The organism is Oceanisphaera submarina (genome assembly GCF_046521305.1).
In the GTDB taxonomy this organism is placed as follows: domain Bacteria; phylum Pseudomonadota; class Gammaproteobacteria; order Enterobacterales; family Aeromonadaceae; genus Oceanimonas; species Oceanimonas submarina.
This window is the reverse complement of sequence record NZ_JBKGFN010000006.1, coordinates 98,795-122,365: the sequence shown is the minus strand read 5'-3', so window position 1 is coordinate 122,365 and position 23,571 is coordinate 98,795. Positions and strand designations below refer to the sequence as shown.

The following is a 23,571-nucleotide window of genomic DNA, read 5'->3' as shown; positions in this document are numbered from 1 at the left end:
AGTCTACTGACAACTCGGTGCTTGATAAGAGGTAACAGAGAACGGCTCCCACGACCGTGAAATGCCAGGGATGGTATTTCCGAGCCCCCACGGATGGGTTTATGGCGTGTCGAGGGAGGCGACTGTGTTGCCTCTGGTGCTCCGATCGAATATTTGATCAGATAGTATTAAGCCTCGCACGGAGTCGGGGCCAATCCCTTTTTGCGCCGCTTGACCGGCCACGACTGGCAGGCGAGGGCAGCGACGACCACCAGGCCGCCCAGCCAGGCTTGCTGGCCGGGTTGTTCCGCCAGTACCAGCCAGACCCACAGCGGTCCCAGCAGCATTTCCAGCATCATTATCAGTCCCACTTCCGGCGCCGACAGGTAGCGCGGGCCCTGAGTGATCAGGGCGTAGGCCAGGGGGACCACCAGCAGGCCGAGAATGGCCATCCACAGCATGTCTTGGGTCGGCATCGCCAGGGTGGGCGCCTGGAACAGGGCGAACAGGCTGATCAGCAGGCCGGCCGGCACCAGTGCCGGGGTCATGTTGGCGGGGCTGGCGGCCCGCTCCACCACGAACTTGGCGGCCATGCTGGCGGCACACAACAGCGCGGTGAGATCGCCCAGCAGGTGGCTGCCGTCCCGGCTGCCGGAAAACACCAGCGCCAGTCCGCCCAGGCACAGCAATATCGCCAGCCAGGTGCGGCCGGATACCTGTTCTTTCAGCACAAACCGGCTGAGCAGGGCGCCAATCAGCGGCGCGGCGCTGAGGATGATCAGGGTATTGGCCACGCTGGTCAGCCGTATCGAGATCACGAAGGTGACGGTACAGACCGCATAAAACAGCGCCGAGCCCAGGCCGAGGGTGATCAGCTTGCGGGTGGGGCGGTAGCTTTGAGCCCGAAACAGGCAGACACCGCCGATGCACAGGCTGAGCAGCAGCCCGCGCCAGAACAGCAAAATCCAGGGGTCGGCGCTGATCAGCCTGATCAGCAGGGCGTCCAGACTCAGTACCGCGACCCCGGCTGTGGTCAGCAGCCCGCCTTTCAAGCGGTTATCCATGGTGTTCTCCCGTTTATCTTGTTGTTATGTCGGCATGGTAGTCTGCCCTGTCTTCGGCATGGCTCTGGCGGCGGCGAGATATTGTCTTAAAGCGACCTGCAGGGGGAATTTTGTCGGCGTTAAACGCCAACACGGCACCAGATAGGTGCCGTGTTGGCGAATTGCGTGTCGGATGATGCCCGGATCCGTCAGGGCGGGCCAACCGAATGTCTGCTCAATAATGTCGTTGGTTCAGGGCAGACGGCGAAGGGGGGAGCCTGCCCGCTGATGCTGCTGCCATTGTTCATCCATGCCCACTTCTGCCACCGAGGGCGCCAGCGGCGTCCTGCCTCGGATCAGATCCGCGGCCCGCTCCGCCACCATGATGGTGGGCGAGTTCAGGTTGCCGTTGGGAATGGTGGGGAAAATGGACGAGTCCACCACCCGCAGGCCCCGTATGCCGTGCACCCGGGTATCCGGGCCCACCACGGCCCGCTCGTCCGTGCCCATGGGGCAGGTGCAGGAGGGGTGGTAGGCGCTTTCCACCGCCTGGCGCACGAAGGCGTCGATTTCTTCATCGGTACGGATGTGCTCGCCAGGCTGAATTTCTTCCGCCCGGTAGGGGTCCATTGCCGGCTGGTTGATGATCTCCCGGGTCAGGCGCACACAGGCGCGAAAGCCTTCCCGGTCGTCTTCGTGCTCCAGATAGTTGAAGCGGATTTTTGGCGCTACCCTGGGATCGGCGCTGACCACCCTGACAGTGCCGCGGCTTTTCGGTTTGTTGTGGCCGATATGTACCTGAAAACCGTGGCCGGAAAAGGCTTCCTTGCCGTCGTAGCGCATCGCCGCCGGCAAGAAGTGGTATTGCAAATCAGGCCATTCCACCCCGGCCTTGGAACGGATGAAGCCGCAGGACTCGAAGTGGTTGGTGGCGCCCAGGCCGTCTTTTTTCAGCAACCAGCGGCTGCCTATCTTGAACTTGCTCCACAGCCCCAGCTGGCCGTTGAGGGAGATGGGCTCCTTGCAGCGGAACTGGAAGTAGAACTCCAGATGATCCTGCAGGTTTTCACCGACCCCGGGCAGCTCATGTTCAAGCTCGATACCGGCCGCCTGCAGCGTGTCCCGGGCGCCGATGCCCGACAACTGCAGCAGGTGCGGCGAGCCGATGGAGCCGGCGCTGAGGATCACCTCCTTGCCGGCCCGTACTTCCTGAACCTGACCCTGGCGTTCAAAGCGCACGCCCACCGCCTGCTTGCCTTCCAGCAGCACCTTGTGCACCAGGGCATGGGTGATCACGGTTAAATTGGGGCGGTTCATGGCCGGGCGCAGGTAGGCATTGGCGGTAGACCAGCGTTTGCCGTGCTTCACCGTCATGTGCATGGGGCCGAAGCCTTCCTGCTGGCGTCCGTTGTAGTCGGGGGTATGGAAATAGCCGGCTTCCTGCCCTGCATCGACAAAGGCCTGATACAGGGGGTTTTTCATGTTGTTGCCGTTGTTGACCCCGAGTGGACCCTGATCACCCCGGTAGTCGTCGCCACCGAAGGCCCAGCTTTCGGCTTTCTTGAAGTAGGGCAGACAGTGGGCATAGTCCCAGCCCTCGGCGCCCTGGCTCTGCCATTCGTCAAAGTCCCGGGCGTGGCCGCGTACATACACCATGCCGTTGATGGAGGAAGATCCCCCCAGTACCTTGCCGCGGGGGCAGTGCATGACTCGGTTGTCGAGAAAGGGCTCGGGCTCGGTATGAAACTGCCAGGCGTATTTCTCGGTGTTCATGGGAATGGACAGGGCGGTGGGCATCTGGATGAAGATGCTCTTGTCGCTGCCGCCGGTTTCTAGCAGCAGCACGCTGCTGGTGCCGTCTTCGGTGAGGCGGTTGGCCAGCACGCAGCCGGCGGAGCCGGCGCCCACTATGATGTAGTCGAATTGCTTGTTCATTGCGTTACCTCGTCACCGCCCCTTAAAACGGGCTTTCCAGCTTGTTCATGCCTACATACACCGCCTTGAGCTGGGTGTAGTGATTCAGGGTGGCCATGCCGTTTTCCCGGCCGATGCCGGACAGCTTGTAGCCGCCCACCGGCATTTCGGCGGGTGAGGCGCCGTAGGCGTTGATCCAGCAGATGCCGGCCTGCAGTCGATGAATGACCCTGTGCGCCCGGCGAATGTCGTTGGTGAAGACCCCGGCGGCCAGACCCGTTTCGGTGTTGTTGGCGCGGGCAATCACTTCTTCTTCATGCTCGAAGGTCAGCACCGACATCAGGGGGCCGAAGATCTCTTCCCGGCAAATCGTCATGTCGTCGCGGCAATGAGTGAAGATGGTGGGTGCCACAAAATAGCCATCGGGCGCGGCTTCCGGGTGCAGCGCTTCGCCGCCATGGGCCAGGGTCGCACCTTCCTCTATGCCCTTGCGGATGTAGCCCAGTACCTTCTGCTGATGCTCCCGGGAAATGAGGGCGCCGAAGTTGGTGGCCGGGTCCATGGGGTCGCCGATGATGATGTTGTTGCGGGTGCGATCCAGCAGTCGTTCCATGAAGGCCGGGTAGATATTTTTGTGAACGAACACCCGGGTGCCGTTGGTACAGATTTCTCCCTGGGTATAGAAGTTGCCGAGCATGGCGGCGGAGACCGCGTCGTCCACATCCGCATCGTCGAAGATGATCAGCGGCGACTTGCCCCCCAGCTCCATGGTGACCTCTTTCAGCGAACCGGCGGCGGCGGCCATGACTTTCTTGCCGGTGCCGACTTCGCCGGTGAAGGATACCTTGGCGATATCCGGATGTTGGGTAAGCCAGGCACCCACGGCGCCGTCACCCTGTACCACGTTGAACACCCCGGCGGGCACCCCGGCCTCGATGAAGATTTCGGCGAGCTTGAGCGCCCCGAGCGGGGTTTCTTCCGACGGTTTGAAGATCATGGCGTTACCGCAGGCCAGGGCCGGGGCGGCTTTCCAGCAGGCGATCTGCAGCGGGTAGTTCCAGGCGCCGATGCCGGCACAGATGCCGAGCGGTTCGCGCCGGGTGTAGTAGAAATCGCCGCCGAGATCCTGCTGATTGCCTTCGATGGAAGGGGCCAGACCGGCGAAGAACTCGATGCTGTCGGCACCGGTCACCACATCCACCACCGAGGCTTCCTGCCAGGGTTTGCCGGTGTCCAGCACCTCGATACGGGCCAGCTCGTCATTGCGCTCGCGCAGCAGCGCCACCGCCCGCAACAGGATGCGGCTGCGGTCCATGCCACTCATGGCCGACCACTGCTCGAAGCCCCGGCGGGCCGAGGCGATGGCCGCCTTTTGTACATAGGCGTCGGCTACTTCCATCTGGTAGGCGACGCCGCCGGTGGCCGGATTGATGACGTCGAAGGCCTCGCCGCTTTCGTTGGCCAGATAGCGTCCGTCGACAAAGTTCTGATAGCGCATCAATGACATGTTTTTGCTCCATGCGGGGTTAACAATTGTTCGATAAAGGACTTGCACAGGCCTTCGGCCTGGGCGAAGTCGGCAGAGGGATCTGCGCTCATGGCGCTGCGCAGCCAGAAACCGTCGATCATGGCTGCGGTCTGCCGGGCGGCGCTGGTTGCCGCCGCCTCGCCCAGCAGCTGGCGGAAGGAATAGCGCAGGTTGCTGTACAGGCGGCGGCTGTTGATGTGCTGCAACCGGGCCAGGGCCGGGTCGTGCATGGCCTGGGCCCAGAAGCTGAGCCAGAATTTGATGGTCGGCTGCGAGCGCTGAAACTCGGTGAAGTTGGCTTCCACTATCAGCATCAGCCGCTGCCGGGGCGAGTGTCTTTCACCGCCATTGGTCTTGCGCAGCAGCGCCAGTTTCAGTTCTTCCAGCAGCTGCTTTACGGTGGCTTCAATCAAACCCTGTTTGCCACCGAAATAGTGGCTGATGATGCCCGATGACATTCCCGCCAGCCGACTGATGCTGTTGATGGTGGTGTTATGCAGGCCATACTCGGCCACCGACGCCAGGGTGGCGTCGATCAGCTGTTTCCTGCGAATTTCCTGTACTCCGACGATAGGCATATGATTTTAATTAATTGACCGTTCAATAAAAATAAATCCTAGAGGCTGGCGCGGGAATGATCAACCGGCAGTGTCGGTTTTGTGTTGCACCGGATGATGAATATGATGTTAATTGATTGTTTTTAAATGATTAATTATTTTTATCGTGATGATGTTTAAGGAGGGAGTGATGAACCGAACGGGCGCGCTATGCCCGCCCTCGCTCGGGGCGGGTGAGGTGGGCGCCGGTTAACCGCGTTTTAGCTGACGGGCCTGGCTGGGTGAGACGCCGAAAAAGTCCTTGAAGCAGTGGCTGAAGTGGGTGGAACTGACAAAGCCGCAGGCCACGGCGATGCTGGATATGCTGGCGCTGCTTTGCAGCAGCAGGCGGCGGGCGTGGGTGATGCGCAGCTCCAGATAATAGCGGGAGGGCGTGGTCTCGAGGTGGCTCTGAAACAGCCGTTCTATACGCCGGCGCGACAGGCCCACGTAGTCGGCCAGCTCCTCGATGCCGAGCGGCTCTTCGATGTTGCTGTTCATCAGCCGCAGCAGGGTGCGCAAGGCATCGGGCATGGTCGGGTCGTTTTCGGCCGGGATCAGCCGGTTTTCGTCGTCGTCGGCCACGCGGTCGCTGCTGAGAATTTCGCGAATGGCACGCACCGTATCGGTGCCGTGCAGTCGTTCGATTAACGCCAGCATCATCTCCAACGCGCTATTGGGGCCGGCGCTGGTCAGTATGCGCGCTTCCACCACCATGGCCTGAGGTGACACCTGTATCTGGGGGAAACCTTCCTGTACGAAGGCATGGTTGTCCGGGTGCATGGCGCAGCCAAGCCCGTCGAGCACACCGGCGTGGGCCAGGGCCACGGCGCCGTTCCACAGGCCGCCCAGTACCTTTTGTTTTTTGGCCGCCGCCTTCAGCATCAGGCTCAGTGGCGGGTGCTCGCTCAGGTTGCAGCGAAAGCCGCCGCACACAATCAGTACATCCAGGGCGCCTTCGCCTTCCAGCATTAGTTCGGCCAGGGTGCTGTTGGCCGAAATGTCGATGCCCAGATCGCTGCGCACCCTGGTGGCGTCAAGGCCGAAGATGGTAAAGGTGAACAGCGGCGTGGCCTGCACTAGGTTGGCGGTGACCAGGGCGTCTACCGCGGCGGTAAAGGCCATCATCGAAAAGTGGGGCTGCAGTACAAAGCCGACTCTTACCGGCTCTGCGCCGTTTTGGCGCGCCGGCAGAAAGGCGCTGTTGGTGTCGCGCAGACGATGACTGAAGTAACGTTTTTCACTGATTTGAGACATGGTGTTTGTATGATGGATCCGGGGTGAAGGGAGCGTTTCCAGAATGTTACCGCTTAGGGCCGAATAGTACCCCGCCGGGCAGGGCTTTGCACCTGTACCCGTGCATAAGGTTCGGTCTGACTCCGGTTCGTGACGGATATTAATCACAATGTTGTTCATATGTGAAATATTGTCGCAAATGCGCAGTTTTAGGCCGCAGCCAGTCACCCCTGCAATAGTGGCCCCCAGTAGTATCCTCCTAACGCAAGGCCGCCGTGTTTATATCGGTTGCCAGGCAAACAGGATACATCAGGCACCGGGAGTAGCCCGGGCCGCGCAAGGAGGTCACAAGATGTTCAGCAAAGACACCCGCATTCAGGATATAGACCCGGCTTTGTGGGCCGCCATGGAAGAAGAAGCCGCCCGTCAGGAACAGCATATCGAGCTGATTGCTTCAGAAAACTACACCAGCCCGGCGGTGATGGAAGCCCAGGGGTCGGTACTGACCAACAAATATGCGGAAGGCTACCCGGGCAAACGCTATTACGGCGGTTGCGAAGCGGTAGACAAGGTTGAAGTGCTGGCCATCGAGCGCGCCAAGGAACTGTTTGGCGCCGACTATGCCAACGTGCAGCCCCATTCCGGCTCTCAGGCCAATGCCGCCGTTTACATGGCGCTGTGCGCCCCCGGCGACACCGTACTGGGCATGAGCCTGGCCCACGGTGGCCATTTGACTCATGGTGCCAAGGTCAGCTTTTCCGGCAAAATCTACCACGCGGTGCAGTACGGCCTGAACGAGGCTACCGGCGAAGTGGATTACGACCAGGTTGAGCAGCTTGCGCTGGAGCACGAGCCGAAGATGATCGTTGCCGGTTTCTCCGCCTATTCCAAGGTGTTGGACTGGGCCCGCTTCCGCGCCATCGCCGACAAGGTGGGCGCCTTCCTGTTTGTCGACATGGCTCACGTGGCCGGTCTGGTCGCTGCCGGCCAGTATCCCAACCCGGTACCTCATGCCCATGTGGTCACCACCACCACGCACAAGACACTGCGCGGCCCTCGTGGCGGCCTGATCCTGGCCAAGGGCAATCCGGATCTGGAGAAAAAACTCAATGCCGCCGTGTTCCCCGGTGGTCAGGGGGGCCCGCAGATGCACGCCATCGCCGGCAAGGCCGTGGCCTTTGCCGAAGCGCTGAAGCCGGAATTTACCGAGTATCAGAAAGCCGTAGTGGAAAACGCCCGCGCCATGGTGGACGTGTTTCAGAGCCGTGGTTTCGATGTGGTATCCAACGGCACCGATAACCACCTGTTTCTGCTCGACCTGTCCGCCAAGGGCATTACCGGCAAGGATGCAGACCGGGTACTGGGTGATGCCAACATCACCGTCAACAAGAACGCCGTGCCCAACGATCCCCAGTCGCCCTTCGTGACCTCGGGCCTGCGTATCGGCACCCCGGCGGTAACCACCCGCGGCTTCAAGGTAGAGCACTGCCGTCAGCTGGCCGGCTGGATCTGCGACATTCTGGATCATATGGACGACCCGGAAGTGATTATTTCGGTGAAGGATCAGGTCGCCAGCCTGTGCAGCTACTTCCCGGTATATCGCTAATTTATTGATTAAAGGCAGGTTGCTCCGTGGCCTGATAGCCGATTGGAGCAGTCCTCTAAGCCGACCGTGACATGCCAGGGATGGCATGTCCGAGCCCCGAGGGGGCGAGGTGCCTCGCCGGGACGAGTGTTTCAGTCAGACCGAACATCCAGTGAATGTTCGTAGCTGTCTGAAACCACGAGTGGCAAGACTTGCGGCGAGTCGGCGTGAGGGTGCTTCAATCGGCGCACGCACCGGCTACAGAATTCAAACTGACAGGTGAGACTATGAAAAAGTATTCAGGATTCGGGCTCCTCAAGCATGCCCTGACCCACCACGAAAACTGGCAGCGCGTGTGGCACAACCCCACGCCCAAGCCGGAAGGTTACGACGTTATTATCGTTGGCGGCGGTGGCCACGGTCTGGCCACGGCCTACTATCTGGCCAAAGAGCACGGTATTACCAACGTGGCGGTGATCGAAAAGGGTTACCTGGGTGGCGGCAACACCGCCCGTAACACCACTATCGTGCGTTCCAACTATCTGTGGGACGAAGCGGCTCACCTGTATGAACATTCCATGAAGCTGTGGGAAGGCCTGGCGCAGGATCTGAACTACAACCTGATGTTCAGTCAGCGCGGTGTACTCAACCTGGGCCACACCCTGCAGGACATGCGCGATATCGAGCGGCGGGTAAACGCCAACCGCCTGAACGGCATCGACGGCGAAGTGCTCAATGCCAAGCAGGTACAGGATCTGGTTCCGATTCTGGACTGCTCCACCAACGCCCGTTATCCGGTACTGGGTGCCTCCTGGCAGCCGCGCGGCGGCACCGCCCGTCACGACGCCGTGGCCTGGGGCTTTGCCCGTGCCGCCGACGCCATGGGGGTACACCTGATCCAGCAGACCGAAGTGACCGGCATCCGCCGCGAAAACGGCGCCGTGACCGGGGTGGAAACCACCCGCGGCTTTATTTCTGCGCCCAAGGTGGCCTGCGTGACGGCCGGTAACTCGGGTGTGATGGCTAACATGGTCGGCATGAAACTGCCGCTGGAGTCCCATCCGCTGCAGGCCATGGTGTCCGAGCCGGTCAAGCCGATCCTCGATACCGTTGTCATGTCCAACCACGTGCACGGCTATATCTCCCAGTCCGACAAGGGTGACCTGGTTATCGGCGCCGGTATCGACAGCTACCTGGGTTACGGTCAGCGCGGCTCTTTCCCTGTGGTGGAAGAAACCATGGCGGCGATTGTGGAAATGTTCCCCATCTTCAGCCGGGTTCGTCTCAACCGTACCTGGGGCGGTATCGTCGACACCTGTCCGGATGCCTGCCCGATTATTTCCAAGACCCACATCAAGGGCTTGTATTTCAACTGCGGCTGGGGCACCGGCGGCTTCAAGGCCACCCCGGGCTCGGGTAACGTCTTCGCCCACACCATCGCCAAGGATGAGCCTCATCCCCTGGCCAAGGCGTTCAATGTCGACCGTTTTACCAGCGGCCATCTGATTGACGAACACGGCGCAGCCGGCGTAGCCCACTGAGGAGAGTGACATGTTAAATATTTATTGTCCGCATTGCGGCGAACACCGGGAAGAAGACGAGTTTCACTACGGCGGCGAGGCACACATTGCCCGCCCGGCGGACCCCAATGCGCTGAGCGACGAAGAATGGGCCCAGTACCTGTTTATGCGCAAGAACCCGCGCGGTCTGCACCACGAGATGTGGTATCACGCCGCCGGTTGTCGCAAGTTCTTCAATGTGACCCGGCACACCGTGACCTATGAAATTCAGGAAACCTACAAGGTGGGCGAGCAGCCCCAGCAAGGAGGCCAGTCATGAGCCAGAAACATCGTCTTCAGGGCAAGGGGCGGGTAGACCACAGCAAACCGCTCAGCTTCATTTTTAACGGCAAGACCTATCAGGGCTTGTCAGGCGACACCATCGCCTCGGCATTGCTGGCCAACGGGGTCGACGTGGTCGGCCGTTCGTTCAAGTATTCCCGTCCGCGCGGCATCATGGCCGCCGGCGCCGAAGAGCCGAACTGCATCCTGCAGGTGGGCAGTTCCGAAGCCACCATGATCCCCAACATTCGCGGCACCCAGGGCGAGCTGTACGACGGCCTCACCGCCGCCAGCACCAACGGCTGGCCGAATGTGGATAAAGACATCATGGGCGTGATGGGCAAGCTCGGCGGCAGCATGATGCCCCCCGGCTTTTACTACAAGACCTTCATGTATCCCCAGTCCATGTGGCCGAAGTACGAACATCTGATCCGCAAGGCCGCCGGCCTGGGCCGGGTGCCGAAAGACAAGGATCCGGATACCTACGACAAGCTCAACCATCACTGTGACGTGCTGGTAGTGGGCGGTGGTGCGGCCGGTCTGGCGGCGGCACTGGCTGCGGGTCGTCGTGGCGCCCGGGTAATACTGGTGGACGAACAGAACGAATTCGGCGGTCATCTGCTGCACGGCACCCAGCCCATCAACGGCCAGGCGCCGGTACAGTGGGTTGCGGACGCGGTTAAAGAGTTGCAGGGCCTGCCCGACGTCACCCTGCTGCCACGCAGCACCGCCGCCGGTTATTACGATCATAACTTTGTCACCGTGCTGGAGCGCCGTACCGATCACCTGGGTGAGCGCGTTTCCGGCAAGACCCGTCAGCGTCTGCACCGCATTCGAGCCAGGCGTGTGGTGCTGGCGACCGGTGCTCACGAACGCCCGCTGGTGTTCGGCAACAACGATCTGCCCGGCTGCCTGGTGGCCAGTGCACTCTCTACCTACGTCAACCGCTACGGCGTGGCCCCGGGCAACAACCTGGTACTGATGACCTGTAACGATTACGGCTATCAGGCCGCGTTGGACTGGCTGGATGCCGGCCGCAAGGTGACCGCGGTCGTCGACAGCCGTCATCGTCCCGAAGGTGCCCGTCATCGGGCGCTGAAGGCGCGCGGCGTCAAGATTTATACCGGCCATGGCCTGATTGAAGCCGTTGGCAAGAAGCGGGTGACCGGCGCCAGGGTTGCGGCCCTGTCCAGCGACGGCAGCCAGGTGACCGGTGCGGCCGAACAGCTTGCCTGTGACATCATCGCCAGCTCCGGTGGCTGGAGCCCTGTGGTGCACCTGACCGCCCATACCGGCTCGCGTCCGGTATGGAACGACGACATCATCGGCTTTGTACCCGGCGAATCGGTACAAAAGCAGCTGCTGGCCGGTGGCATTCAGGGCACCTACGCCTTGTCTGCGGTGCTGGCCGAGGGTCTGACCGCGGGCCGTGCGGCCGCCGATGCCACCGGTTACGGTGACATTTCCGCCCAGGTTAAGGATGCCGAGATCAAGACCGAAGATCCGCAGGAAGATGCGGCCCAGGCCCTGTTTTTGGTGCCCCACAACAAGCCGGTGAGCCGTGCGCCCAAGCAGTTTGTGGATTACCAGAACGACGTCACCGCCGCCGGTATCGAGCTGGCCGTGCGCGAGGGTTTCGAGTCCATCGAGCACATCAAGCGCTACACCGCCATGGGCTTTGGTACCGATCAGGGCAAGCTTGGCAACATCAACGGCATGGCCATCGCTGCCCGAGCCATGGGCAAGACCATTCCCGAGACCGGCACTACCGTGTTCCGTCCCAACTACACCCCGGTCACCATGGGGGCCCTGGCCGGTCGCGACGCACACCACCTGTTCGATCCGGCGCGCTTTACCGCCATGCATGCCTGGCACGTGAAGCACGGTGCCGAGTTTGAAGATGTGGGTCAGTGGAAGCGTCCCTGGTTCTTCCCCAAGAACGGGGAAGATATGCACCAGGCGGTGAACCGTGAATGTCTGGCGGTGCGCAACAGCGTGGGCATACTGGATGCTTCTACCCTGGGCAAAATCGATATTCAGGGTGCCGATGCCCGCGAGTTTTTGCAGCGCATCTACACCAACGCCTGGGCCAAGCTCAGCCCCGGTAACTGCCGCTACGGCCTGATGTGTAAAGAAGACGGCATGGTGTTTGATGATGGCGTGACCGCCTGTATCAACGACAACCATTTCGTGATGACCACCACCACGGGGGGCGCCGCAGGCGTACTGCAGTGGCTGGAGTTGTGGCACCAGACCGAATGGCCGGAGCTGGAGGTGTATTTCTCTTCGGTAACCGACCACTGGTCAACCATGACGGTCACCGGCCCCAACAGCCGCAAGGTGTTGGAAAAGATCTGCGAAGACGTGGACCTGTCTGCCGATGCCTTCCCCTTCATGGGCTGGCGCGATGCGACGGTAGCCGGAGTGAAGGCGCGGATCTTCCGTATCTCCTTCACCGGCGAGTTGAGCTTCGAGATCAACGTACAGGCGAACTACGGCCTGCATACGTGGGAAGCGGTCATGGAAGCGGGTGCCGAGTTCAATATTACGCCGTACGGCACCGAAACCATGCACGTGCTGCGGGCAGAGAAGGGCTTCATCATCGTCGGGCAGGACACAGATGGCTCCGTGACCCCCTTCGACCTGGGCATGGACTGGTGTGTGGGTAAAACCAAGCCGTTCCCCTTCATCGGCCAGCGCTCCTGGAGTCGTTCCGACACCGCACGCACCGATCGCAAGCAGCTGGTGGGCCTGAAGTGCAAGGAGCCGAAAACCGTGATTCCGGAAGGCGCGCAAATCGTGCTGGATCCGAACCATCCGGTGCCGGTACCCATGGTCGGCCATGTGTCGTCCAGCTACTACAGTGCCAGCCTGGGCCACAACATCGCCATGGGCGTGGTGAAAGGCGGCCTGAGCCGCATGGGCGAAACCGTGTACTGCCCGCTGGCCGATGGCCGGGTGCTGGAAGCCGAGATTACCAGCCCGATTTTCTATGATCCCAAAGGAGAGCGTCAGCATGTCTAACAACACCGCCAAACTGGCCGAAACCCAGACCGAGGTGCGGGTGGAATCCCCGCTGTATCACGCCAACCTGGACGCGCTGGCCAAAAAACAGCAGCAGGGCGAAGTGGTGTTGCGCGAGAAGGCACTGCTGGGCCACCTGGTTTTGCGCGGCAACGTAAATAACGAGCTGTTCGCCAAAACCGTAGAGAAGGTACTGGATGTGGCGTTGCCCACCACCCCGTGCAGCTCGGTCGAAAACGGCCAGGTGCTGGTGCAGTGGCTGGCGCCGGACGAGTGGCTGATCATCACCGAAGGCGGCCGGGAAGGGCAGCTGGAAGCCCAGCTGCGCGAGCATCTCACCGGTCACTACTCTCTGGTGGACGTGAGCGGCGGTCAGACGGTGCTGGTGCTGTCCGGTCCCAAGGCCGAGCTGGTGATCCGCAAGTCTTGTCATTACGACGTGCATATCTCCAACCTGCCGACCGGCAAATGCGTGGGTACTACCTTCGCCAAGAGCGCCGTATTGCTGCGCCGCACCGGTGCCGACAGTTTCGAGCTGGTTGTTCGTCGCAGCTTCTCGGACTATCTGTGGATGTGGCTGCAGGACGCCAGCCGCGAATACGGCCTGGTGATCGAGAAGTAAGGGAACCGAGCGGCCTTTGTGGAATGCGCAGGGTCGAATTGATTCGACCACCGCCAATGCGGAGGCCGCCAACTCTCTTGAAACACACTATGTTGAACACACGGGAATGACAAACGGGCCCAACAAGGAGGCTGTCGCATGACACAACACGATACTCTGATCCTGACCGCCAGCTGTGCCAGTCGTCTGGGCACCGTGGACGCGGTGACCGGCTACCTGCGTGAACAGAGCTGCTACGTGGCGGACATGCAGACCTTTGATGATGCCCGAGCAGGCCACTTTTTTATTCGTGCCGAGTTTCGAAAGCCCGAAAACGGGGACTTTGATGAAGCGGCGTTTCGCGATGGTTTTTCGCCCCGGGCGGCCGAATTCGGCATGCAGTGGGAGCTGACCGAGCGCAGCCGCAAACCCAATGTGGTGATCATGGTGTCGAAGTTCGATCACTGCCTCAACGATTTGCTGTACCGCTATCGCACCGGTCAGCTGGCCATCGAAATCCCGGCGATTATTTCCAATCATCCGGATCTGCAGCGATTGGCCGACTGGCATCATATTCCCTATTACCACCTGCCGGTGACTGCCGAGACCAAGGCCGAGCAAGAGGCCAAGATCTGGCAGATAGTGCAGGAGTCGAAGGCGGATCTGGTGGTGCTGGCGCGTTACATGCAGGTGCTGAGTCCAGAGCTGTGTAATCAGCTGGCAGGGTGGGCCATCAATATTCACCATTCGTTGCTGCCCGGCTTCAAGGGCGCTCAGCCCTATCACCAGGCCTATGCCAAGGGGGTGAAGCTGGTGGGGGCGACGGCCCATTACATCAACAACGAGCTGGACGAAGGCCCCATTATTACCCAGGGCATTCAGACGGTCGATCACAGTCATTACCCGGAAGACCTGGTTGCCAAGGGGCGCGATGTGGAATGCATCACCCTGGCCAAAGCCATTCAGTATCACATCGAAAAACGGGTGTTCATGTACCAGGGCAAGACGGTGGTACTGGGCAGCTGAACCTCGTTCGATGTTTTCCCGGCAGGGGGCGAGCCGCAGTTGTGGTGTGCCCCCTGCATAGCAAACAGGCTTGTTCGACAAGTCTGTTCACGTAAAAGAAAGTCATGACAAGGAGATATCATGTCTAACAAGATCACGGTTCTGCGCGATACCCAGCCTGAAGTATTACTGGATGCCACTCAGTGGGAAAAGCTGTCCGGCGACCCGCACACCGTTAACCTGAACGCTTACAAGTCGGAAGACGGCAGCAAGCTGATGGGCACCTGGATGTGTACTCCCGGTAAGTGGGCGGTAAACTACACCAAGTGGGAATATTGCGATTTCCGTGAAGGCTACTGCATTCTTACCCCCGAAGGCGGTGAGCCCATTCACCTGAAAGCCGGCGACATCTTCGTGGTCGAGCCCGGCTTCCAGGGAACCTGGGAAGTAGTGGAAACCGTTCGCAAGTACTTCGTATTTGCCTAAGGCCGACGGCTGTAATAACAGCCTCACCCGATAAATGACCATCGGCCTGCGCACTGCGCAGGCCGATTTTGTTTTTACTGACCGTTACATTCCGGGCCAAGGGCCAGCTTCGTCGACTCGCCGTAAACCCATCCATGGGGGCTCCGCCGCGCCCTCCCTGGCGCGGAGGGTCGGCGGAGCAGATCCCTTTACCCTCCTTGATGCTCTGGCATCGCCTGTTAATGCTGCCCGGTAGCTGCCACTTCAGTCGGCAGGCCCAGCGAAGCTGGGCATCACAGGCACCGATTGTAGGGGCGAATTTATTCGACCGCTGGTGCAGCAACCAGTCTGGACGGGGTCATTGAAACTCGGTATTTGAGCGAACTATGCTGAAAGCTGCGGTATGGGCCCGGCAGGAGGATGAATGAATCGCCGATGGATAAAAATACTGGCTCTGTTGATGAGTCTGGCACCGGTAGTGGGGCAGGCGGTGTCTGTTCGGGCCCAGCTTGACGACAATGGCCTGCAGCGGGTGAAAATCGTGGCCGGCAGCTATTTTTTTCAGCCCGAGCATATCATCGTCAAGGTCGGTGTTCCGGTGGTGCTGGAGGTAGATACAGAGGCGGGAGTCATACCTCATAGCCTGGTGATCTGGTCTCCACGCATGGGCATAGATGTGAACGAAAGGCTGGGGACCACCAGCATTATCCGCTTTACTCCCCGGGCTACGGGCCGGACTCCCTTCTACTGCAAGGAAAAACTCATGTTCTTTCGCAGCCATCAGGAGCGTGGCATGGCTGGCGTGCTGGAAGTGGTGGAGTGAATGGTATGGGCTGACTCCACTGCATGAACGACAGAGTTAAATAATCGACACACCGTCGATTTCCATCACCGAGCTGGCATTGGCTCGATCGATGATTTTAATCAAGGCAGATTGAATTACCTCGTTTTCCCTGACATCCGTTTCACTGGCAAACCGTTCTTCCTGAACTTCCGCACCTTCTTCCTGGGTGAACCGAATAGCGACTTCCGTTGCACAATCAGCACTCTTACCAAAATACTCCAGGGTAATCAGCGGATATCCTTTAAAGCCCTTCTTGACCTGTTTTGCGATTCGTTTTTTAGCTTTATCTACATTCATACAAAATCCTTTTCAGCACTGAAGCCAGAATGAATCAAAAACTCGAGGGTTGGGCTGATCATGCCGTTGCCTGTGAGCGGCAGACTCCCTCTATGTTTGTTCATTGAACGTCAACCATGGGGGGAAGGCAAGGCTCCTCTGCTGATGGGAGTCACGGAACAGAGGCAACAGGGTACCTCGCTCGATACGCCATAAACAGATGGATGTGCTCGTAGCGAGTCGGCGTAACTGGCCTTGCACTCTGTACGGCCTGAACGCCTTTGCGGATATGCTGGAGTCGATAGGGGAGCAATACGAAATACGGAAACCACTCACCATTTCCTTTAACTAGGGCCAGAGGTGAGGTGTCATTTTCAAACAAGGTGACCAATGGAAATGACCGATGATACTGCTCTTTGGAAAAATGCGTATCCCATCTCTCTACCCACTTGAACGGCCATCAAAATATACCGGCGATCGCCGGTATATTAGGGACGGATTGGGTGCCGGTTGTTACACCTTGAATTGGGTGACCAGGCTGCGCAGGTGTTCGGCTCGCTCTTGCAGTGCGCTTATCGCCTCAAGCTGCTCTTCGGCATTATGGTGAATGCTGGCGGCACTGTCGGAGATCAAATGCGCGGACTCGTTGATGTGCTCGGCCACGGCACCTTGCTCTTCGGTGGCGGCGGCCACCTGATGGTTGCCGGAGCTGATAGCCTCAAACTTCTGTTTGATGTTCATCAGGGCGGCGACCGACTGTCCTGTGTTGTCCGCCACCTGCCGGCTGCTGGCGGTACCCTGCTGTATCGCCTTGGTAGACTGCTGGGCGGTTTGCTGCAATTGCGCGATTTGATCGCGAATTTCCAGCGTCGACTCCTGGGTGCGCTTGGCCAGGTTGCGCACCTCGTCGGCCACCACCGCAAAACCACGCCCTTGTTCACCGGCGCGGGCGGCTTCAATGGCGGCGTTCAGGGCCAGCAGATTGGTCTGTTCCGAAATGGCGTTAATCACCTCGACCACCGAATTGATGGCCGCCGCCTGACTGGCAAAGTCGACGATGGTGTGCTCAATGTCGCTCATTACCGTGTTCAGCTGCTGCATGGTCTGCGAGGTCAGCGCCATGTTGTCGTTGGTGCTGTGGGTGTCCTGTACCGCGCTCTCGGTATCTTGCGCCGTTCGATGGGCAATGCCCGATACCTCGGTAATGGTCTGGCCCATTTCGGTGATCGCCGTGGCCACCTGATCGGTCTGACCACGCTGTATTTCGGTGGATCTGAAGGTGTCGTTGGCCAGTTGTGCCAGCTGCTCTATTCCGGTTTTCATCGCGGTTTCGGTGTGCTGAATTTCCGCTACCAATTCGCGAATTTTGCCGATGATGGCGTTAAAGCCCTTGGCCAGATGGCCCAGCTCGTTGTCGTGGCTGTCGTCCAGTCGTGTAGTGAGGTCACCGCCATTACCGGACATGCTCAGCAGGTCGTCGCCGACCCGGCGAATGGAATTGCTCAGGGAGTTGGCAAACAGAACGGTCAGTGCAATAAAGATGGCCGTCAGTATGATGCTGGCGATAACGGAAAAGGAGATAACGCTGTTGATCTCGCTGCTGATCTCCTTGGAAGGCAACACCGCCACCAGTTGCAGGCCGGTGTCGCGTATGTCCTGTACCGCCAGATAGACCTCTTCACCCTGAAACTCGGTTTTTTCAAAGGTAAAGCCGGATTGATGCCTTTTCAGCAGCCGGCTGACCGCTTGATATTGACTCACCTCGGTGATGTTTTTCTCGGTCAGTGCCAGATCGGGATGCACGGTAATCATCCCTTTCTGGTCAACCAGAAACATGAAGCCGTTCTGGCCCAGCCTGTAGTTGGAAATCAAGTCGACAATGGCAGAAATGTCATAACCCAGGCCGGCGGCACCGACGCGTTTGCCATCTATCTCTATCAAGGAGTTTACAAATAGGGTCAGATTGCCGGTCCGTTCGTCCGAATCGATGGAAAACTCGTGCTGAGAACTGCTGTTGATGAAGTTGTAATACCAGTTATCCCGGGGGTTGGTACTGGATATGTTCTTGAAGAAGCCGGCGTCGGTGTAATAGGTGTTGGTCAGACCGGATATCCAGAACAGGGTGGAGGCGCCGGTATTTTCCCGTTGTTGTTTCAAATAGCGTATCACTTGTTGATGCTGTGGGGAGGCGGTTTCATTCGCGCGCATCCAGTCATGCAAGATGCTGTTTTTGGACATGTCTTCCGACAGAATAATGGCGGGCATCAGTTCGGCTCTTACCTGTTCTGCGATAAGCCCCACGCTGTTGGGCAAATATTCTTTTTCGGTCTGACCGTAATAAAGACCGGAAAACTGATTGATGTTGATCAGGGTGGATACCAGTGTCAACAAGGCCAGTGACAGGGCGACAAAGGCGATGCAGAGGGTACGTAATTTAAACTTGTTCATGACGGATCCAAGGCTGGTGTTACTGTTACGAGCTGATGCGATCAAAGGTTTTCCACCCTTTTGTGTCTGGCTGTTTGAAGCGCGTCACCGGCATCACAATTTACTTCATGTGAAGATATTTATTATAGACGGGTCTTGTTGCTGAATGGAAGGTCAACTTTTCTCGCTCTTTAGGCTCGATGCCATCGGTGCTCCTGGCCGGGTGCCCTTGCTATGCTGAAAACAGGATTTGTGTCCGGGAGCGGGTTGATGAGTGGATTGTGGTTGCTGATGGCGTTGACGCTGACGAGTACGGAGCCGCTGAATCCGGAACCGCTCAAGGAGGCACTGGCACGGTTTGAGCGGCTCGATGGCTACCGGCTACAGCTGCGCAGCGAAGGGCCGGACGGTAATCAGCATCTGCTTTATGCCTATCGCAAGCCCGGCCTGGTGCGTATGGACGTGTTGTCTCCCTATGCGGGAGCCGTGCTGGTTTACAGCCCCTACCGCCAGCAGGTCCGGCTCTGGCCCTTCGGCCTGAGCTGGCCTTCCGTTAATCTGAGCCCCGATCACCCGCTGGTGACCAGCCCCCGTGGCCACCGGGTAGACAAATCCGACGTGGGGGTGCTGTTGCGAAAGGTATTGCAGATGCAGAAAACGGGCCAGACTCCGGTGCAAAACGAGGCGCACATCTCGGGTCGGGCGGCCCGGCATCTGGTGGTGTTGGGGCCGGACGGGCCGGGTGAGGCAGCGCGTTACGAGCTGTGGCTCGATCGGGAGTCGTGGTTTCCGCTCAAGGTGGTCAGCAGCGATAGCCGGGGCAACCGGCTCGAAACCGTCTGGCTGGAGCAGATTGAGCTCGATCCCGTGTTTCCCGACCATTTCTTTTTCCCCGAGTAACGCCATGGCGAACTACGACTTCATGACCTGTTGGCATCTGGCGGCCCCGATGGAAGAGGTATACAAAGCCATCGGTCAGCCGTTGCACTGGCCGCATTGGTGGCCGGGGCTGCAGGGGGTCGAAGCGCTGGATTCGGATGGCGAGCAGAGCCACGGGCAGGTCACAGGCCGGGTGTATCGTTATTACTGGCAGAGCCGGCTGGGCTATCCGTTGTGTTTCGATATCCGGGTCACCCGCCTGTATGTCCCCTGGCTGATAGTGGGGCAGGCCAGCGGTGATGTGGAAGGCTGGGGTTGCTGGCAGCTGACCGAGGCGGCGGGTATTACCCGGGTGCGTTACCGGTGGCGGGTGCGTACCACCCAACCCTGGATGAACCTGGCCGCGCCTCTGGCCCGGCCGCTGTTTGTCTGGAGCCATAATGCCATGATGCACAACGGCGCCCTGGGGTTGTCCCGCTGGTTGCAGGCCCGGCTGCTCGACGGCAGCCGGTGCTGAGCGGGCGTTATTTCTTGTGCTTGCCGATGCCGTAGTCCTTGAGCTTGTTGGCGATGGCGGTGTGAGAAATGTTGAGCCGTTTCGCCAACTGCCGGGTGGAGGGATACTCCGGATAGAGCCGCTCCAGCAAAATACGTTCGAAGCCTTTTACCGCGTCTTCCAGCGATCCTTCACACAGGGTATCCAGTCCCTGCAGGCTGTTTTGTTCCGGCAGCGCCAGTTCGGTCAGGCTCAGTTCGTCACCTTCCAGCAGGCTGATGGCCCGGTACAGGCTGTGGTGCAGCTGGCGCACGTTGCCCGGCCAGGGATAATGCTGCAGATACTCGCTCAAGGCACGCGACAGTCGGGGGCGGGGTCGTTCCAGCTCGGCGGCGAAGCGAATGCAGAAGTGCTGGGCAAGGGGCAGTATGTCTTTTTGCCGTTCGCGCAGGGGCGGAATACGCAGGTTGAGTACGTTGAGCCGATAGAACAGATCCTGGCGGAACTGGCCGCCCCGCACCAGAGTCGCGAGATCCTGCTGGGTGGTGCAAATGACCCGGATATCCACCTTTACTTCCTGCTCGTCGCCAAGGCGGCGGAAGACACCGTCCTGCAGCACGCGCAGCAGTTTCATCTGCATCAGCGCCGACATCTCGCCGATCTCGTCCAGCAACAGGGTACCGCCGTTGGCCTGATCCAGCACCCCGCGTTTGCCCCGGGTGTTGTTGCCGAAGGCGCCGGCGGCGTAGCCGAACAGCTCGTTTTCGGCGGCTTCGTCGGGAATGGCGGCGCAGTTGAGCAGTATGAAGGGGCCTTCACCGCGCAGGCTGGCATGGTGGCAGGCGCGGGCCAGCAGCTCTTTTCCGGTGCCGGTTTCGCCCTGGATCAGCAGGGGGGCGTCCAGGGTGGCGAGCCGGCGGGCTTCGCGGAGCAGTTTTTCCATGGCCGGGCTCTGGGCGATAAAACCGTCGAAGTGGCCGCTGTCGCGGCTGCGCATCACCTTGAAGTGCTGGCCGATACGATAGGCAGACTTGAACACCACCACGGCGCCGGCCAGGCTCTGGTCGCCGGCCTCTTCGGTGACCCAGATGGGCAGAAAGTCGGCCAGATAGGGTTCGCCGTCCAGGGTGACTTTTTCACTCAGCGGCTGAGGCGAGGCCTGCTCCAGCCAGCGGCCGACATGCACGCCTTTCAGCAGCGGGCCCAGGGGTTGCTGCAACAGTTGCTGCGGGCTCTGGTCGAGCAGGGCGCAGGCGGCATCGTTGGCCAGGGTGATCTGGCCGCCGGTGTCTACCGCCACCACCGTATCGGGCAGCGCCTTGAGCAGCGCCATAATGGCGTTATGCTCCTGCTCCGAGGGCATGCAGGTGATGGTTTTGACATCGAATACCCCGGGAATGCGACGAATGGCCGGCATCAGATGTTGCAGGGCAGCAAAGTCGAGAGTAGGGAAGTTGATATAGATGATGCCGCTGATATCGATTTCGATACCGCGCAGGTCAATCTGGTGCTCTACCAGGATGTCGAGCAGCTCCCGGGTCAGGCCCAGGCGGTCTTCACAGGTGACTTTTAAGCGCATGATAATGTCTTGAACCTTTTCGGGGTGTAAATAATACCTTACACCCGGTGTCGATACGAGCCTCCACCGGATGACCTGTGCCGCAAACTTAAAAAAAGTCGGCATTTTATGCTATGGAATGGTTTACGGCGGGGGATGCCTCATACATCCTTAGCCCCCTTCATCCGGCCCGGCGCCGGAATGATATAAATTCAGACTATTTCAGCACAAACGATATTCAGGTGAAGTAATGAGCGAAGCGGTTTATAGAACGGTCAAGTCGTCGCAGGTGATCCTCAAGGAACTGATGGTGCCTTCTTATGCCAATTTCGGCGGCAAGGTTCACGGCGGTATTATCCTGTCGCTGATGGATAAAATTGCCTATACCTGCGCGGCCACCCATGCCAAAGGGTATTGTGTGACCGCCTCGGTAGACTCGGTGGACTTCGTCAACCCGGTCGAAGTGGGCGATTTGCTGACCCTGTATGCGTCAGTCAACTATGTGGGTAAAAGCTCGATGGAAGTGGGCATCAAGGTGGTGTCGGAAGACTTCAAACAGGGCATCGTCAAGCACACCAATACCTCTTATTTCACCATGGTGGCGCTGAATGAGGAAACCCGCAAGCCCTGCCAGGTGGCCGGTTTGCAGCTGGAAGACGAAGAAGAGATCCGCCGTTTCGTGATGGGCAAGCTGCGCAAGAAACTGCGCCGAGCCCACCAGCAGGAAATCACCGATATTCGCCGTTCCCTGGAACTGGGTCAGGCCTTCAGCGAATTGGAAGGCGAAAACTGCCTGGTGCCGAAGGGCTAAGCCGCCCGTAACATGACCCGATACGAGCAGCTGGCACAGCAGCTGCGTGAGCAGATCCGCACCGGTGTCTGGCAGGAGGGTGACAAGCTGCCCTCGCTGCGTGACACGGTGCGGCGCTCGGGGCTGAGCCTGATGACGGTGCTCAGCGCCTACCAGTTGCTCGACAGCCAGGGCTGGATCCGCTCCCGGCCCCAGTCTGGCTATTTTGTCGCCCCCACCCGGGAGGCGACCGGTTATCAAGCACCACCGCCGCTTCTGCCGGCGGAAACGGTGGACATCAACGCCTTTATCTTCAGCGTGCTGCAGGCCGGCAATGATCCCGATTGTGTGGCCCTGGGCTCCGCCTTTCCCGACGCTTCGCTGTTCCCCAGGCATCAGTTGTCCCGCTCCCTGAGCCGGGTCGCCCGGCAGATGCACGCCGAAGGTACCGGCGTGACGCTGCCGCCGGGCTGCGCCGATTTGCGGCGCAGCATCGCCCAGCGCTACGCCGCCCGGGGCATGGATATTTCGCCCGACGAAATCGTCATCACCTCGGGCGCCCTGGAGGCGCTCAATCTCAGCTTGCAAGCCCTGACCCGGCCCGGAGACTGGGTGGTGGTGGAGTCGCCGGCTTTTTACGGCGCCCTGCAGGCCATAGAGCGGTTTCAGCTCAAGGCGGTAGCGGTGGCCACGGATCCACAGCAGGGCATGGATCTCGATGCCCTGGCCCAGGCCCTGCGGCAATATCCGATCAAGGCCTGCTGGTTGATGAGCCATTGCCAGAATCCGTTGGGCGGCAGCATGCCGACGGCCAACAAGCAGCGATTGCTGGCGCTGCTGGCCGAGCATGGAGTCAGTCTCGTCGAGGACGATGTCTACGGCGAGCTGTATGCAGGCCTGGAGCCGCCCTTGCCGGTCAAGGCCTGGGACAGGGAAGGGCGGGTACTGCACTGCGGCTCTTTCTCCAAAACCCTGGCCACCGGCTTTCGCATCGGCTGGGTGGCGGCGGGGCTGCAGGCCGAGGCCATTCAGCGGCTGCAGCTGATGAGCACCCTCTCTACCAGTGCTCCCATGCAGCTGGCTCTGGCCGACTACCTGTCCACCCAGCGGTATGACAAGCATCTGCACACCCTGCGGCGCACCCTGGAGCAACGCAAGCACATCTTTCATCGGGCCATTCAGCGGGCCTTTCCCGATGTGGTGCGGGTCTATTACGCCGAAGGCAGTTATTTTCTGTGGCTGGAGCTGCCGGTGCACTGCTGTGCCACCCGTTTGTACTGGCGGGCGCTGGAAGAGGGCATCACCATAGCGCCCGGACGCATGTTTGCCGCCGACGAGCAGTACCGGCACTGTTTTCGGCTCAATGCCTCGCTACCCTGGGATCCGCGCAGCGAGGCGGCCGTCTGGCGGCTGGCCGGGCTGATCGACGAGCTGCTCACCGAGGGGTTATCAGCCTGATCCTGTCGATACTGTTATAGGGGTTA

Annotated in this window: 20 protein-coding genes; 12 read left to right on the top strand and 8 right to left on the bottom strand. The window is 59.8% G+C overall.

Features of this window, described 5'->3' with window-relative positions; translation table 11 throughout:
- Positions 1-167: 167 nt before the first annotated feature.
- The 5 genes from ACLEIV_RS08080 to ACLEIV_RS08060 all read right to left on the bottom strand — a co-directional run bounded on the left by ACLEIV_RS08080 (position 168) and on the right by ACLEIV_RS08060 (position 6,317).
- The gene (locus ACLEIV_RS08080) at positions 168-1,043 is read right to left on the bottom strand and encodes a DMT family transporter (protein ID WP_410456137.1); all 876 of its coding nucleotides are present in this window, start codon (positions 1,041-1,043) and stop codon (positions 168-170) included.
- Between the two features lie 231 nt (positions 1,044-1,274).
- The gene (gene betA / locus ACLEIV_RS08075) at positions 1,275-2,957 is read right to left on the bottom strand and encodes a choline dehydrogenase (protein WP_410456136.1); all 1,683 of its coding nucleotides are present in this window, start codon (positions 2,955-2,957) and stop codon (positions 1,275-1,277) included.
- A gap of 22 nt (positions 2,958-2,979) precedes the next feature.
- Positions 2,980-4,443, bottom strand: a complete 1,464-nt coding sequence (betB, locus tag ACLEIV_RS08070) for a betaine-aldehyde dehydrogenase (protein ID WP_410456135.1) — start codon at positions 4,441-4,443, stop codon at positions 2,980-2,982.
- Positions 4,434-5,042, bottom strand: coding sequence for a transcriptional regulator BetI (betI, locus tag ACLEIV_RS08065; RefSeq protein WP_410456134.1), 609 nt, complete (start codon positions 5,040-5,042; stop codon positions 4,434-4,436). Before betI ends, betB begins: the two co-directional genes overlap by 10 nt.
- A 228-nt stretch (positions 5,043-5,270) precedes the next feature.
- Positions 5,271-6,317: a GlxA family transcriptional regulator gene (locus ACLEIV_RS08060; protein WP_410456133.1), complete on the bottom strand. Its 1,047-nt coding sequence runs from the start codon at positions 6,315-6,317 to the stop codon at positions 5,271-5,273.
- A gap of 331 nt (positions 6,318-6,648) precedes the next feature.
- On the opposite strand from ACLEIV_RS08060, the gene glyA reads away from it, so the two are divergent.
- The 8 genes from glyA to ACLEIV_RS08020 all read left to right on the top strand — a co-directional run bounded on the left by glyA (position 6,649) and on the right by ACLEIV_RS08020 (position 15,640).
- Positions 6,649-7,902 (top strand): serine hydroxymethyltransferase, encoded by a 1,254-nt coding sequence (glyA, locus tag ACLEIV_RS08055; protein WP_410456132.1) that lies wholly within the window; start codon positions 6,649-6,651, stop codon positions 7,900-7,902.
- Between the two features lie 266 nt (positions 7,903-8,168).
- Positions 8,169-9,422, top strand: coding sequence for a sarcosine oxidase subunit beta family protein (locus ACLEIV_RS08050; RefSeq protein WP_410456131.1), 1,254 nt, complete (start codon positions 8,169-8,171; stop codon positions 9,420-9,422).
- Positions 9,423-9,432: 10 nt separating this feature from the next.
- Complete coding sequence (locus ACLEIV_RS08045) at positions 9,433-9,720, top strand: sarcosine oxidase subunit delta (protein ID WP_410456130.1); 288 nt, start codon at positions 9,433-9,435, stop codon at positions 9,718-9,720.
- Positions 9,717-12,746: a sarcosine oxidase subunit alpha family protein gene (locus tag ACLEIV_RS08040; protein WP_410456129.1), complete on the top strand. Its 3,030-nt coding sequence runs from the start codon at positions 9,717-9,719 to the stop codon at positions 12,744-12,746. Before ACLEIV_RS08045 ends, ACLEIV_RS08040 begins: the two co-directional genes overlap by 4 nt.
- Positions 12,739-13,368: a sarcosine oxidase subunit gamma gene (locus ACLEIV_RS08035; RefSeq protein WP_410456128.1), complete on the top strand. Its 630-nt coding sequence runs from the start codon at positions 12,739-12,741 to the stop codon at positions 13,366-13,368. The genes ACLEIV_RS08040 and ACLEIV_RS08035 overlap by 8 nt, the downstream gene beginning before the upstream one ends.
- A 138-nt stretch (positions 13,369-13,506) precedes the next feature.
- Positions 13,507-14,373: a formyltetrahydrofolate deformylase gene (purU, locus tag ACLEIV_RS08030; protein ID WP_410456127.1), complete on the top strand. Its 867-nt coding sequence runs from the start codon at positions 13,507-13,509 to the stop codon at positions 14,371-14,373.
- A gap of 120 nt (positions 14,374-14,493) precedes the next feature.
- Positions 14,494-14,838 (top strand): cupin domain-containing protein, encoded by a 345-nt coding sequence (locus ACLEIV_RS08025; RefSeq protein ID WP_104488556.1) that lies wholly within the window; start codon positions 14,494-14,496, stop codon positions 14,836-14,838.
- 403 nt (positions 14,839-15,241) lie between these two features.
- Entirely contained in the window at positions 15,242-15,640 is a 399-nt protein-coding gene (locus ACLEIV_RS08020; RefSeq protein WP_410456126.1) for a cupredoxin domain-containing protein, read from the top strand.
- Between the two features lie 36 nt (positions 15,641-15,676).
- Here the strand turns inward: ACLEIV_RS08020 and ACLEIV_RS08015 are convergent, their stop codons facing one another.
- Together ACLEIV_RS08015 and ACLEIV_RS08010 are read right to left on the bottom strand one after the other, a co-directional pair.
- Positions 15,677-15,958, bottom strand: coding sequence for a hypothetical protein (locus ACLEIV_RS08015; RefSeq protein WP_410456125.1), 282 nt, complete (start codon positions 15,956-15,958; stop codon positions 15,677-15,679).
- A 492-nt stretch (positions 15,959-16,450) separates the two neighbouring features.
- The gene (locus ACLEIV_RS08010) at positions 16,451-18,385 is read right to left on the bottom strand and encodes a methyl-accepting chemotaxis protein (RefSeq protein WP_410456124.1); all 1,935 of its coding nucleotides are present in this window, start codon (positions 18,383-18,385) and stop codon (positions 16,451-16,453) included.
- Between the two features lie 249 nt (positions 18,386-18,634).
- On the opposite strand from ACLEIV_RS08010, the gene ACLEIV_RS08005 reads away from it, so the two are divergent.
- Together ACLEIV_RS08005 and ACLEIV_RS08000 are read left to right on the top strand one after the other, a co-directional pair.
- Complete coding sequence (locus ACLEIV_RS08005; RefSeq protein WP_410456123.1) at positions 18,635-19,264, top strand: LolA family protein; 630 nt, start codon at positions 18,635-18,637, stop codon at positions 19,262-19,264.
- 4 nt (positions 19,265-19,268) lie between these two features.
- Complete coding sequence (locus ACLEIV_RS08000) at positions 19,269-19,760, top strand: SRPBCC family protein (protein ID WP_410456122.1); 492 nt, start codon at positions 19,269-19,271, stop codon at positions 19,758-19,760.
- Between the two features lie 7 nt (positions 19,761-19,767).
- Here ACLEIV_RS08000 and tyrR read toward each other — a convergent pair whose 3' ends face one another.
- Positions 19,768-21,318 (bottom strand): transcriptional regulator TyrR, encoded by a 1,551-nt coding sequence (gene tyrR, locus ACLEIV_RS07995; protein ID WP_410456121.1) that lies wholly within the window; start codon positions 21,316-21,318, stop codon positions 19,768-19,770.
- A gap of 229 nt (positions 21,319-21,547) precedes the next feature.
- Here tyrR and ACLEIV_RS07990 point away from each other — a divergent pair, with 229 nt between their 5' ends.
- Positions 21,548-22,108 carry an acyl-CoA thioesterase gene (locus ACLEIV_RS07990; protein ID WP_410456120.1) on the top strand — a complete coding sequence of 187 codons (561 nt, stop codon included), beginning with the start codon at positions 21,548-21,550 and terminating at the stop codon, positions 22,106-22,108.
- A 12-nt stretch (positions 22,109-22,120) separates the two neighbouring features.
- On the top strand, positions 22,121-23,545 hold the full coding sequence (locus ACLEIV_RS07985; RefSeq protein WP_410456119.1) for an aminotransferase-like domain-containing protein: 1,425 nt from the start codon (positions 22,121-22,123) through the stop codon (positions 23,543-23,545).
- Positions 23,546-23,571: the final 26 nt, after the last annotated feature.

Bases quoted from the DNA above. Each gene is read 5' to 3' on its own strand.
- ACLEIV_RS08080 (WP_410456137.1), bottom strand. From the start codon at position 1,043: ATGGATAACCGCTTGAAAGGCGGGCTGCTGACCACAGCCGGGGTCGCG.
- betA (WP_410456136.1), bottom strand. From the start codon at position 2,957: ATGAACAAGCAATTCGACTACATCATAGTGGGCGCCGGCTCCGCCGGC.
- betB (WP_410456135.1), bottom strand. From the start codon at position 4,443: ATGTCATTGATGCGCTATCAGAACTTTGTCGACGGACGCTATCTGGCC.
- betI (WP_410456134.1), bottom strand. From the start codon at position 5,042: ATGCCTATCGTCGGAGTACAGGAAATTCGCAGGAAACAGCTGATCGAC.
- ACLEIV_RS08060 (WP_410456133.1), bottom strand. From the start codon at position 6,317: ATGTCTCAAATCAGTGAAAAACGTTACTTCAGTCATCGTCTGCGCGAC.
- glyA (WP_410456132.1), top strand. From the start codon at position 6,649: ATGTTCAGCAAAGACACCCGCATTCAGGATATAGACCCGGCTTTGTGG.
- ACLEIV_RS08050 (WP_410456131.1), top strand. From the start codon at position 8,169: ATGAAAAAGTATTCAGGATTCGGGCTCCTCAAGCATGCCCTGACCCAC.
- ACLEIV_RS08045 (WP_410456130.1), top strand. From the start codon at position 9,433: ATGTTAAATATTTATTGTCCGCATTGCGGCGAACACCGGGAAGAAGAC.
- ACLEIV_RS08040 (WP_410456129.1), top strand. From the start codon at position 9,717: ATGAGCCAGAAACATCGTCTTCAGGGCAAGGGGCGGGTAGACCACAGC.
- ACLEIV_RS08035 (WP_410456128.1), top strand. From the start codon at position 12,739: ATGTCTAACAACACCGCCAAACTGGCCGAAACCCAGACCGAGGTGCGG.
- purU (WP_410456127.1), top strand. From the start codon at position 13,507: ATGACACAACACGATACTCTGATCCTGACCGCCAGCTGTGCCAGTCGT.
- ACLEIV_RS08025 (WP_104488556.1), top strand. From the start codon at position 14,494: ATGTCTAACAAGATCACGGTTCTGCGCGATACCCAGCCTGAAGTATTA.
- ACLEIV_RS08020 (WP_410456126.1), top strand. From the start codon at position 15,242: ATGAATCGCCGATGGATAAAAATACTGGCTCTGTTGATGAGTCTGGCA.
- ACLEIV_RS08015 (WP_410456125.1), bottom strand. From the start codon at position 15,958: ATGAATGTAGATAAAGCTAAAAAACGAATCGCAAAACAGGTCAAGAAG.
- ACLEIV_RS08010 (WP_410456124.1), bottom strand. From the start codon at position 18,385: ATGAACAAGTTTAAATTACGTACCCTCTGCATCGCCTTTGTCGCCCTG.
- ACLEIV_RS08005 (WP_410456123.1), top strand. From the start codon at position 18,635: ATGAGTGGATTGTGGTTGCTGATGGCGTTGACGCTGACGAGTACGGAG.
- ACLEIV_RS08000 (WP_410456122.1), top strand. From the start codon at position 19,269: ATGGCGAACTACGACTTCATGACCTGTTGGCATCTGGCGGCCCCGATG.
- tyrR (WP_410456121.1), bottom strand. From the start codon at position 21,318: ATGCGCTTAAAAGTCACCTGTGAAGACCGCCTGGGCCTGACCCGGGAG.
- ACLEIV_RS07990 (WP_410456120.1), top strand. From the start codon at position 21,548: ATGAGCGAAGCGGTTTATAGAACGGTCAAGTCGTCGCAGGTGATCCTC.
- ACLEIV_RS07985 (WP_410456119.1), top strand. From the start codon at position 22,121: ATGACCCGATACGAGCAGCTGGCACAGCAGCTGCGTGAGCAGATCCGC.